Origin of the sequence: Clostridium fungisolvens (assembly GCF_014193895.1) — a bacterium.
Classification (GTDB): domain Bacteria; phylum Bacillota; class Clostridia; order Clostridiales; family Clostridiaceae; genus Clostridium_AR; species Clostridium_AR fungisolvens.
Map to the genome: position 1 here is coordinate 1,382,630 of NZ_BLZR01000001.1, position 12,199 is coordinate 1,394,828.

A 12,199-nucleotide genomic window follows, 5' to 3' on the forward strand; every position below is an offset into this window, starting at 1 on the left:
TTTTTACTGGTAATATACTAATAAAATCCGGTATATAAAATCTATATAGGTTTAAAATAAGAATATCTCACTAAAGAGGGGTGCTAGAATGAAAACATTTCAATCGCTAATTAATGAAACTTTAGAAGCTGAAGATTTAGAAGAATTGGAAGCAGCTGCAGATTTGTTCCAGTTTGGTATAGAGAAAGGTTACTATAATAGAAGACAGGTTGACGAATTTAATAATGCTTACTGGAGTGTAAAAAATAGATATTTAGCATATGAAATTGCTCAAAAGGTTAAAGCAAATAAGCTAGATATAATAACAATAGTTTCTAATGCTCCTGCTGAAATAAAGGAAAACAAGAATGAACTTCTTAATTACGTAAATGGACGTATGAAAGCATTAAAAGGAAAAATAAGCGGAATAAAATAATTTATAGATGTACCAACTTTATTATTTTTTATAATAATTAGAGTCTATTGATATAAAACAATAGTTTTAGTTATTATAAACGAACTAAGTGGTACATCTATTTTTATTTTATAGAACATTGCAAAGTTTTAGTACTAGCTAAAACTAGTAATTACGAAATCATAAAGCTCCTCATTGACAATGACCCTAATTCTATCCCTTCATACAAAAAGCTTACTTTCTCATCATCTTCTTTGAGAGCTGCTATATATAGCAGTGGAAGATAATGTTCATCAGTTGGTAGCGATAACTTTTCTATAAGACCCTGATTTTTATAATTTATAAGAGCATCATGATCATTATCAGTTAATGCTTTTGCTATATAGCCATCAAATTCTATAGCCCAATCAAAAGGGTTAGCATCAGAATCAAATTTAATTTTTCTTAAATTGTGAACTATGTTTCCACTTCCTAAAATTAAGAAACCTTGATCCCTAAGTTTTTTTAGCTTTAATCCCAATTTATAATGCTCTTCTGGAGTGAAGTTGTGATTTAAACTTAATTGAAAGGCTGGAATATCCGCGTTAGGATATAAATGCTTTAAAATAGCCCAAGCGCCATGGTCTAATCCCCACTGATTAGTAGACTTAACTCCGAAATTTTTTAAGCTTTCATAGGCAATTTGCGCGTAATCCTTCACCCCAGTAGGTTTGTATTCTAATTGATAAAGTTCGTCTGGAAACCCATAAAAATCATATATTTGTCTAGGTTCATCCTGTACATCTATATAACTTCCATCAGTAAGCCAATGTGCTGATATTACTAATATAGCTTTTGGTTTTTCAATTGTTTCACCAAGTTTTTTTAGCATTTCAGTATAATCGTTATTTTCTATAGCATTCATAGGACTTCCATGTCCTATAAAAAGAGCTGGTAATCTTTTATTCATAAATATATCTCCAATCTAATTGTTATTTTAAATTAGTTAGTTACTTTTTTATATATAATATAATTATCTGATGAAAATTGCAACACTTTTAAAAAAAATAATTTGTTAACAAGTGAAGTTTATGTATATCGTTATAATTATAATTATATTTATAGATAAAAGAAATTATTAGGTAGGGTTAGAATGGTAGTAACATTTAATTTTCTGAGTTTAGAGATACATATGGCAAAAAACAAAACTTATTCTAAGAGGAAAATGTGAAAAAACTCGTTGAACAAGATTCATATGTCCTCTATATAGACAGTTTTATTATTTTAACTGTCTATTATAAAGGGAGCATATCCTTGTTTCAGCGAGTTTTTTATTATGAAAATAAACTATATGGACTATCTATCGTTTTTAACCTTTTGCTCATATCTCCAATACATAACTATTGCTACTATTGTAAAGAAAACTGGTCCGCCAATCATCCAAAGAGTAGATGACCAATCACCGTTTGTAGCAGGTTCTATTATTGTAAAGAAGTTAGCAAATCCAACTGTGAAAGTAACTAATATTGTGGCTATTAATGCAGTTGTATTGCTTTTGAAAACTTCAAAAGGCTTATTAATTTCAGTTTTCTTCTTAAATGAGGCGAAAGCCCCTGATATAAATAAGTATGGTAGAGTCATAGCTACATTTGTCATTAGTACAAGCTTAGTAAAGAATTTTGCTGCGCCTTCTCCTCCGAAAGATACTAATAAAACGAAGACAATAACTATAACACATTGAACCCACATTGCATTTTTAGGTATACCATTTTCAACCTTACTCATTTTTCCAGGCCATAATTTTGCTGGGGTTCCTTCAATGATTTGTTTTAGTGGAGCATATGATAATGTGAAGAATGCACCAGTTAAAGCAAGGAACATAGAGAATCCAACAAATCTAGCAACCCAAGCACCTAATTGTAGTGAAGCTGCTTCGCTTAAATGGAAGCCAAGACCTAACTGATAACCTAAGTTTTTCATAACAACATAAGCTACATTTCCCATATGAACGCCTTTTACTGAAAGAACATCTTGCCAATTTGTAAAGATTCCACATAAGAATATTCCTAAAGAATAACCAATAGCGATGATTATAGCTGCAATTGTTATACCTTTAGGGAAAGTAACCTCAGCATTTTCAGTTTCATCAACTAATCCTCCAACTACCTCAATACCACCATATGCAAATATTGCAAATACTAAGAATGATAATATAGATATAGATGATTGATATGAAGGATTTGGAGATGCGAAGAATGCAGAACCAGATTTAACAGATTCAGCTACATGTCCTCCGTTAACAATTAGAACTATAACAGCTCCTATAAGTAATACTATATTTAATAGAGCTACCGCAGTTCCTCCAATTGAAGTTATCTTAGTTATTTTTTCTAGTCCTTTTGAAGCTGTAAAGGTAACTACTAAAATCCATGCTACTCCCATTAATCCTAGGGTTTGAGTAGAGTTAAGTCCAAGTATTGACCAAGTGGCTGTAGTATCTTTACCGAAAATCATGTTTGAAAGTGGAATCCAAATTACCGAACAGATGTTAACCATCCAAACAACGTAAGAAGCATACCACATGAAGGTTCCTATAAAAGCGTATCTTGGACCAACTGATTTCTCCATCCAAGAATATATTCCACCTTTTTCACTTTTGAATGCAGCGCCATACTCTGCCATCATAAAAGCGAATGGTATAAAGAAAGCTATTGCAGATACTATGTACCAAGGAATTGCACTATACCCCATAAGATAAAAAGATCTTGGCATATTTGCAAAGCCAAAAACTGATGTGAAAATCATTAATACTAATGATACCAATGTTAATTTTTTCTTTTTATTAGTTTCCATTTTTCTCCCTCCGTGAAACATTTAAAATAAGTATTATTTTTGAATAAACTGATTTTAAAGATAATGATTCATATTTTTATATATTGCACATAACATTATATATCGTCATGTAACAAAATCAATAACTAGAACAACTGATTAAATGCTTATTAAGTTACAATAAAATTACTAAAGATTTAACAAGGAAATAATAAAAGTAATATTGTATTAAATAATTACATTATTTTTAGCAAAAGACATAAATTTTATTAAATAAATAGAAAAAACTTAAAAAAAACTATTTACAAAATAAGGGTGCTTCACTATAATAAATTCATAAAGTATTAAATCGATGAGTAAGAGTAGTAAGCGTATAGAAAGAATTACAGAGAGCTGCGGTGGTGAAATGCAGTATTTGGATATAAGCTGAATGGACTTACGAGAGGGAACCGAAAATTATAGTAGGTGACACGTGTTCTCACGTTACAGGGATAGGATATTATTATGTATCTGATTAAGAGATTACTTTTAATTAAGTAAATTGAGGTGGCACCGCGATTATATCGTCCTCTATATGCATTTATTTGCATGTAGAGGACTTTTTGTTTTCTTAATACTTGTTAAATCAGTCGTTCTGCACATCTATATAGCAGTTGTCCAGTCAATATATGGATGTACCACTTCGTAATAAAATATATTATTTTTAAATTCTCTCACCAGAAGCCGTGAGAGTTTTAAAAATAGATTTCGGTTCGAAGTGGTACATCTATATTAATTCCTTGATAAAGATATCTTTAATAATTAAAAAAGTGATTTACAACTGAATATGGTTAAAGGGGTACAAGAGTTAAATTCAATTAATCTTATACCTTTAATAAGTATTACTAAAAATAGTTTTTTGAATATTCAGAAAAAAGCTGTGCTTAATTTTAAGAGTGAGGTGATTAATATTTTTAATTATACAAAAAATCAGTTCGATTATCTTAGAGAGAGAGGATATTCCATAGATCTAAATCTAAAATTTCATGGTGATGAAACTACACCAATTTCTATATTTTATTCCTTAAGAAGAGAGAAGATGTTCCTTCTGGAGAGTTCGATTTTTGATGAGGAAAAAGGAAGATATAGCTTTATAGGAATTGAGCCATATGCTGAGATTAGCAGCAAAGGATTAGAAACTAAAATTTTAGAAAAAGGGATCACTACAAGGATTAATGGTAGAATACTAGACCAAGTGCAGAGATTCATTGAGAAAGTAAATTATAAGAATGAGAGTACAATACCATTCCAGGGTGGTGCAGTAGGCTATGTAGGATACGATGTTATAAAACAATATGAGTGCATATCGAATTCGAATAATGATCCTTTAGGTCTTCCAGAAGCTTATCTAATGTTCTACAAAAAGTTCGTAGTTTATGACCACTATGATAAAACAGTTTCAATCCATCAAATAGTTTTAAATAACGAAAAAATAAATTACGATGAAGCAGAAAATAACCTGTTACAGATGAAAGAAAGAATATGTTCTTATAACAAAACTAATGCAATTGAAGCTGAAGCTTCTAACAAAGAAATAAGTTCAAACACTTCAAAAGAAGAGTTTGTAAAGATGGTAAGTGACGCAAAAAAATATATAGAAAATGGAGATGCTTTTCAGATAGTTGTTTCGCAGAGATTTAGCTGCAATTTTAATGAAGACCCATTTAAGATATATAGAAAATTACGAAGTAAGAACCCTTCGCCTTATATGTTTTTTATAGATTACGATAGCTTTCAAATAGTAGGGTCATCTCCGGAAAGTCTAGTCACAGTAAAGGGAGAGGTGGTTACCACTATGCCCATAGCTGGAACTAGGAAGAGAGGAGCTAATATACATGAGGATGAAAAAATAAGAGAAGACCTTCTTAAAGATGAAAAAGAAGTGGCAGAGCATTTGATGCTAGTGGACTTGGCAAGAAATGACATAGGTAGAATAAGCAAGATTGGAACTGTTAAAGTGGAAAGGCTTATGGATATTGAGATGTATTCAAAGATTATGCACATTGTTTCGAAGGTCACAGGAATATTGAAGGATGATAATAAAGCATTTGATGCCTTGAAGTTTTGTTTACCGGCAGGAACTTTATCAGGAGCACCTAAAATAAGGGCTATGGAGATAATAGAAGAGCTTGAAAAAGAAAAAAGAACAGTTTATGCAGGTGCAATAGGATATTTTTCTTTCAACGGAGATATGGACACCTGTATAGCAATTAGAACAGTGGTGCTAAAAGACGGAAAAGGATATGTTCAAGCTGGTGCAGGGATAGTTTATGATTCTATTCCAGAACTAGAATACGAAGAAAGCTACAATAAAGCACTTGGTGTTTTGGAGGTTATAAAATGATTATTTTAATTGATAATTATGATTCCTTTACGTATAACGTTTATCAGTATTTAAGTGAACTTGGTGAAGAGGTTGAAGTTTACAGAAACGATAAGATAACATCGGATGACATAAAGCGGCTGTCTCCAGAGGCTATTATAATTTCTCCTGGTCCAGGTTATCCAAAGGATGCAGGAAACTCTTTAGATATAATAAGTGGAAATTATAAGAATACACCTATATTAGGCATTTGCCTGGGACATCAAAGCATAGGACAGGTTTTCGGAGGAACAATTATTAAAGCAAAAAAAGTAATGCATGGAAAAAGTTCGGAAATTTATCATGAAAACAATGATTTGTTTAAAGACATACAATGTCCAACTAAGGTTATGAGGTATCATTCATTGGTTATAGATAAGGCGTCACTTAGTAAAGAATTAAAAGTTATAGCTACTTCTATTGATGATGAAGAAATAATGGCAGTAAAGCATGTTAAATATCCTGTTTATGGTATACAGTTTCATCCAGAATCCATTTTCACACCTATGGGGAAAAAACTTCTGGCAAACTTTATTGAAATAAAAAATAGTTTAAGGAGGGAAGTAGTATGAAATCAAATTTTCAAGCTGCTCTTAAGAAGGTCACTTTAAATGAACAATTGACTATGGAAGAAGCTTTTGACGCTAACAAATATATATTAAGTGGAGATGCAGAAGAAAGTGAAATCGGAGCTTTTCTTGCAGCACTAAAAACAAAGGGGGAAAAGCCACAAGAAATAGCAGGTATGGCTAAAGCAATGAGAGAACTTTCTAGCATAGATTTTGATTTTAAGGATTCCTTCGATAATTGCGGCACCGGAGGGGATTTTTCTAATAGCTTTAATATCAGTACAACTTCAGCTTTTATATTAGCTGGAGCAGGTGTAAGGGTTGCTAAACATGGAAATAGATCGATTTCTAGTAAATGTGGTAGCGCAGATCTTCTTTCAGAGCTAGGAGTAAAGATAGAACTATCAAAAGAAAATGTAAAACGACTTATGGAGGAAGTTGGTATAGCATTTTTATATGCACCGGCAATGCACCCAAGAATGAAATATGTTATGAAAGTAAGACGAGCACTTGGAATCCCAACAGTTTATAACATACTCGGACCTCTGACAAATCCTCTAAATCCAAACAATCAACTTATAGGTGTATATAAGAAAGATTTAGTTAAGGACCTTTGTGAAGCATTAAAATTGCTTGGAAAGAGTAGGGCTTTAGTGATAAATGGTGATAATAGACTGGATGAAGGAACTTTAGATGGAGACAATTATTGTGCATTTTTGGCTGATGGACATGTGAAAGAAATGGTTATTAATAGCAGTAGCTTCGGTTTGGATACAGTAAGTTTAGACAAGTTAACCGGTGGAGATGCAAAAGAAAACAGTAAGATAACCATGTCTATATTAAATGGTGAAAAAAATTATTATAGAGAGGCTGTGGTTTTTAATTCTGCTCTTGGACTAATGGCTAGTGGAGTCTGTAACGATATTGCTTTAGGAATTGAGATGGCAAAAGAAGTAATAGATTCGGGGAAAGCAAAAGAAAAGCTTGAAAAGCTTATAAAGGAGAGTAACAGAATATGAAAAATTTTTTAGAAGAAATACTTCGTGTAAAAGAGCTTGAAGTTGAAACTTTGAAGCTTCAGTACAAGGATTGTGATTTTCCTGAAAGAAAGCGAGCTTTTCATTCATTTATAGAGGAATTAAAAAATAGTGATGATTTTAAAGTCATAAGTGAGATTAAAAAAGCCTCACCCTCAAAAGGGGACTTAAATACTCTGCTTAATCCAAAGCTTAGAGCCTTAGAGTATGTAGAAGCTGGGGCAGATTGTATCTCGGTTCTGACAGAAAGACATTTTTTTAAGGGAAATGAGCAGGACATCGTTGATGTAGGGGAAGCTGTAGATATCCCTATACTTAGGAAGGATTTTATAATAGATTCAGTGCAATTACAGCAAAGCTTAAGTATTGGCGCTGACTTAGTTCTCTTAATTGCTGCTATAAATTCAAAGGAAAAACTTAAAGAATTATATCATGAGGCTGTGAAGCTTGGTCTTGAACCTTTAGTTGAAATTCATGATGAAGAAGATTTAGATAAGATTCTAGAACTAAAGCCTAAGCTCATTGGAATTAATAATAGAAATTTAAAAAGTTTTAAAGTTGATATAAATACAACTATAACATTAAAAACAAAAATGGATTTCCCTGAAAGCTATGTGATTTCAGAAAGTGGCTTTGATTGCATAGAAAAAATAAACAAGGTTAAGGCATATGGAATAAGAGGAATTCTCGTTGGAGAAGCCTTTGTTACCTCAAGTAATTTCAAGGAATTGTTAACAAGTTTTAAAGGAGGTGGAGATTAGTATGTCAACATTAATAAAAGTGTGTGGAATAAGAGACTTAAAAACTGCTAGATTTTGTAGTGAATTAGGCGCAGATGCTTTAGGATTTGTCTTTTGTAAAAGCATTAGAAAGATAACGCCTGAGGATGCAAAGGGCATAATTACTTCACTTCCTAAAAATATCTTGAAGATAGGTGTTTTTATGGATAATACCATAGAAGAGGTGCGACAAATCAGAGATTTCTGCGGCTTAGATGTGGTTCAGTTACATGGGGAAGAGGATATAGATTATTGTAAACAAATTAAATCTCCATTTATAAAAGCTTTTAAGTCAAACGAAAATGATTTTGATAGGATGAAGAAATATGATTGTTTTGGGTATCTAGTAGATTCACCAAAAGACTTTACTGGAGATATGATAGGAAAGATTTTTGATTGGAATGTAATAAATTATGTGCCTGAGGATATAAGAAAGCGAATTATACTGGCTGGTGGACTGAACCCATCAAATGTGGTTGAAGGAATCAAAGCTGTAACACCTTTTATGGTGGATGTTAGTAGCGGAGTTGAAACAAATAGAGTAAAAGATTTAGATAAGATTGAAGCGTTTATAAGGAAGGTGAGAGATTTTGAAGGAAATTAAAGATTATGTTATGCCAGATATAAGAGGACACTTTGGACCATATGGTGGGAGATTTATCCCTGAAACCCTTATGAATTCAGTAATTGAATTAGAAGAAGCTTATTTAAGATATAAAGATGATGAGGAATTCAAAAAAGAAGTTGAGTACTATTTAAAAGATTATGTAGGAAGAGAAACACCATTATATTTTGCAAAAAATCTTACAGATTACTGTGGTGGAGCAAAAATTTACTTAAAAAGAGAAGATTTAAATCATACTGGTGCACATAAGATTAACAATACTATAGGACAAGTGATACTGGCAAAAAGGATGGGAAAGAAAAAGGTTGTTGCAGAGACTGGTGCTGGACAGCATGGTGTTGCAACTGCTACTGCGGCAGCACTGTTTGGCCTTGAATGTAAAATTTTTATGGGAGAAGAAGATATCGAGAGACAAAAACTTAATGTTTTTAGAATGAAGATGCTCGGTGCGGAGGTAATACCAGCAAAAAGTGGTACTAAGACATTAAAGGATGCAGTGAACGAAGCACTCAAGTACTGGGTTAGTAATGTATTTGATACTCATTACGTAATGGGATCGGTACTTGGTCCGCATCCTTTCCCAATGATAGTTAGGGATTTTCAAAGTGTTATTGGAAATGAAACTAAAAAACAAATTATAGACATAGAGGGGAAACTACCAGATGCAGTTGTTGCGTGTGTTGGTGGAGGAAGCAACTCTATGGGAATCTTCTATCCTTTCATAAAGGATCAATCTGTAGAACTTATAGGAGTTGAGGCTGCTGGAGAAGGAGTTGAAACTGAAAGACATGCTGCCACTATAACAAAAGGGGAAGTAGGAGTACTTCACGGAAGTATGATGTATATTCTTCAAAATAGGAGTGGTCAAATACAAGAAGCATATTCAATATCTGCTGGTCTAGACTATCCTGGAGTTGGTCCAGAACATTGCTACCTTAAAGATATTGAAAGAGCAAAATATTCTTATATTGATGACAATGAGGCTTTAGAAGGCTTTAAACTTCTAACAAAGTTAGAAGGAATAATTCCTGCTATGGAAAGCGCCCATGCTATAGCTCATACCGTTAAGGTTGCCAAAGATTATGGAAAGGACAAAGTTATTGTAGTTTGCTTATCTGGTAGAGGAGATAAAGATGTTGAAAGAGTAAGTGAGATTTTGGGGGTGAACCTAGTTGATTAGAGAAGTAATAGATAAGCTTATAGAAGAAAATAAAAAAGCTTTTGTGCCCTATATAATGTGTGGAGATAAGTCTATTGATTATACTAAGAAAACCATAGTGAAGTTAGCTGAGATAGGTGCGGCTGCCATAGAGATTGGAGTTCCTTTTTCTGATGCAGTAGCTGATGGGGATAGGATACAAGAAGCTGGCAACAGGGCTATTGCAAATGGAGTGAATTTAAAAGTAATTTTTAATATGATAAAGGAGGTTAGAGAGGAGACTTCAGTTCCACTAATCATAATGACTTATCTTAATCCAATAATAAATTATGGTATTGAGAACTTCTTTAGGGATATGGAAGAAGTAAAGGTTGATGGAATTATAATTCCTGATCTTCCTTTAGAAGAATTTGATTTTGTACTTCCCAATATAGAGGGGAAAAATATAAGCTTAATACCGCTATGTGCTATAACTAGTGGTGAAGATAGAATAGAAAAGCTTTCTTCAGCAGGAAGCGGATTTTTGTACGCAGTTACTGTAGCAGGGGTAACTGGTGCTAGAAAAAGTTTTAACGATGATACTATGAGATTCCTAAAGCAAGCAAAAGAAGTATCAAAGCTTCCTGTGCTAGCTGGTTTTGGCATATCTACTCCTGAGCAAACAAAACAAATCTCTGAATTTTGTGATGGAGTTGTAATTGGAAGCAAGGTTATGGAATTAGTTAATGCTGAGGATTACAAAAGTATCGAAAAAATTGTAGCAGCCTTAGGCTGATTTATGCATATGGATGTACCACTTCGAAATAAAGTTCATATTTTCAAATTTTCCTCTCAGACCATAGAAGAGTTTTGAAAATGTATTTCAGTTCGAACTGGTACATCTTTAAATATATAGCGTATAATAAAAAATATATTAAAAATTTTCTAAAAATATAGGTTGAAAATGTTTTCTGAGGTTGACAAATAGAAAATAAAGGATTATGCTTTTATAAATTGATAGATTAAAATTCCGATGGAGGTAATTATGAATAGCAAAATTAGAGAAAGATTAGAACAAGTAAATAGCTTTTTTTACTTTTTTAGCTGGGGTTATTTTTATAACGCTGGTTACTTGTTCTGCAATCGAATAAAAGTTTCTCTAATGAGTTAGCTTAATAAATCCAATGTTGGAAATATTATAAATCGGTAAAAAATAAGGCTCATTAGGTTGAGCCTTATTTTTTTTACTCTTTATCAATTACAAATTATCAAAATTTTAGATAACTCAGATGTTTTATTAGATTTACAATTTTTAATTATAAAAGTGAAAAGTAAGTTTTAAATGTGCTAAAAGATTCTAAGTTTCTGACTTAGAGATTTTATATATAATTAATTTTGAAAGGGGCTATATATTATGATTATTATTTTAAAACACAAAACACCAAAAGAAGAGGTACAAAAATTGATGGGTGAGATTGAAAAACTTGGGGTTAATGTTCACTTATCAGAAGGATCAGAAAAGAGCATCATAGGACTTATAGGAGATACTACAAAGATTGATCCTAGAAAAATAGAAGCTAATAGAAATGTGGAGAAAGTTATGCACGTACAGGAACCTTACAAAAAAGCAAATAGACTATTCCATCCAGAAGATACAGTAATAAAGATCGGGGATGCAGAAATAGGTGGAAAAAATATATGTTTAATCGCAGGACCATGTTCTGTAGAGACAGAAGATCAAATAACTGAAATAGCTAAGAATGTGAAAGAAACTGGTGCGAAAATGCTAAGGGGCGGTGCTTTCAAACCAAGAACATCACCATACAGCTTCCAAGGACTTGGAATGGATGGATTGGATTTATTACAAGTAGCAAGAAAAAACACAGGACTTCCAATAGTAACTGAAATAATGTCAACAAGCCAGCTTGATAGATTTGCAAGAGATGTAGATGTAATACAAGTTGGAGCAAGAAATATGCAGAACTTCGACTTATTGAAAGAACTTGGAAAATTAGATAAACCGATATTATTAAAAAGAGGATTATCAGCTACTATAGAAGAGCTTCTTATGTCAGCTGAATATATAATGGCTGGAGGAAATGAAAAAGTTATATTATGCGAAAGAGGCATAAGAACTTTTGAAACCTACACAAGAAATACTTTAGATTTAAGTGCAATTCCAGCAATAAAGAAATTAAGTCATCTACCAGTAATAGTGGATCCAAGTCATGCTGCAGGAATGTGGTGGATGGTTGAACCTCTATCAAAGGCTGCTGTTGCAGTAGGTGCGGATGGTTTAATAATAGAAGTTCATAATGATCCTGCTAATGCATTATGTGACGGACAACAATCAATTAAGCCAGAAGTATTCGAAAACTTAGTAAAGGATCTTAGAAATATAGCAACTGCTGTGGGTAGAGAAATAAAATAGAAAGCTTTTAAGGG

11 protein-coding genes and 1 other annotated feature are annotated in these 12,199 nt (G+C 32.5%); of the genes, 9 read left to right on the forward strand and 2 right to left on the reverse strand.

Annotated features, from left to right (window positions below; translation table 11 throughout):
- Positions 1-88 precede the first annotated feature (88 nt).
- The gene (locus bsdtw1_RS05545) at positions 89-415 is read left to right on the forward strand and encodes a hypothetical protein (RefSeq protein ID WP_183276613.1); all 327 of its coding nucleotides are present in this window, start codon (positions 89-91) and stop codon (positions 413-415) included.
- A gap of 151 nt (positions 416-566) precedes the next feature.
- On the opposite strand, the gene ygiD is transcribed toward bsdtw1_RS05545, so the two are convergent.
- A complete protein-coding gene (gene ygiD, locus bsdtw1_RS05550) occupies positions 567-1,343 on the reverse strand; it encodes a 4,5-DOPA-extradiol-dioxygenase (protein ID WP_183276614.1) in 777 nt (258 codons plus the stop codon).
- A 386-nt stretch (positions 1,344-1,729) separates the two neighbouring features.
- The gene (gene yjeM, locus bsdtw1_RS05555) at positions 1,730-3,226 is read right to left on the reverse strand and encodes a glutamate/gamma-aminobutyrate family transporter YjeM (protein ID WP_183276615.1); all 1,497 of its coding nucleotides are present in this window, start codon (positions 3,224-3,226) and stop codon (positions 1,730-1,732) included.
- Between the two features lie 322 nt (positions 3,227-3,548).
- Positions 3,549-3,779 (forward strand) — a binding site (T-box leader).
- Positions 3,780-4,031: 252 nt separating this feature from the next.
- Here yjeM and trpE point away from each other — a divergent pair.
- From trpE to aroF, 8 genes are all read left to right on the forward strand, one after another.
- Positions 4,032-5,588, forward strand: coding sequence for an anthranilate synthase component I (gene trpE, locus bsdtw1_RS05560; protein WP_183276616.1), 1,557 nt, complete (start codon positions 4,032-4,034; stop codon positions 5,586-5,588).
- Positions 5,585-6,178, forward strand: a complete 594-nt coding sequence (locus bsdtw1_RS05565) for an anthranilate synthase component II (RefSeq protein ID WP_183276617.1) — start codon at positions 5,585-5,587, stop codon at positions 6,176-6,178. Before trpE ends, bsdtw1_RS05565 begins: the two co-directional genes overlap by 4 nt.
- Positions 6,175-7,194, forward strand: a complete 1,020-nt coding sequence (gene trpD, locus bsdtw1_RS05570; RefSeq protein WP_183276618.1) for an anthranilate phosphoribosyltransferase — start codon at positions 6,175-6,177, stop codon at positions 7,192-7,194. Before bsdtw1_RS05565 ends, trpD begins: the two co-directional genes overlap by 4 nt.
- The gene (gene trpC, locus bsdtw1_RS05575; RefSeq protein WP_183276619.1) at positions 7,191-7,973 is read left to right on the forward strand and encodes an indole-3-glycerol phosphate synthase TrpC; all 783 of its coding nucleotides are present in this window, start codon (positions 7,191-7,193) and stop codon (positions 7,971-7,973) included. The genes trpD and trpC overlap by 4 nt, the downstream gene beginning before the upstream one ends.
- Before the next feature lies 1 nt (position 7,974).
- Positions 7,975-8,595, forward strand: a complete 621-nt coding sequence (locus bsdtw1_RS05580; RefSeq protein ID WP_183276620.1) for a phosphoribosylanthranilate isomerase — start codon at positions 7,975-7,977, stop codon at positions 8,593-8,595.
- Between the two features lie 19 nt (positions 8,596-8,614).
- The gene (gene trpB, locus bsdtw1_RS05585; protein ID WP_210285747.1) at positions 8,615-9,796 is read left to right on the forward strand and encodes a tryptophan synthase subunit beta; all 1,182 of its coding nucleotides are present in this window, start codon (positions 8,615-8,617) and stop codon (positions 9,794-9,796) included.
- Positions 9,789-10,550 (forward strand): tryptophan synthase subunit alpha, encoded by a 762-nt coding sequence (gene trpA, locus bsdtw1_RS05590; protein ID WP_205245270.1) that lies wholly within the window; start codon positions 9,789-9,791, stop codon positions 10,548-10,550. The genes trpB and trpA overlap by 8 nt, the downstream gene beginning before the upstream one ends.
- Before the next feature lie 618 nt (positions 10,551-11,168).
- Positions 11,169-12,185 carry a 3-deoxy-7-phosphoheptulonate synthase gene (aroF, locus tag bsdtw1_RS05595; RefSeq protein WP_183276621.1) on the forward strand — a complete coding sequence of 339 codons (1,017 nt, stop codon included), beginning with the start codon at positions 11,169-11,171 and terminating at the stop codon, positions 12,183-12,185.
- The last annotated feature ends 14 nt before the right edge of the window (positions 12,186-12,199 follow it).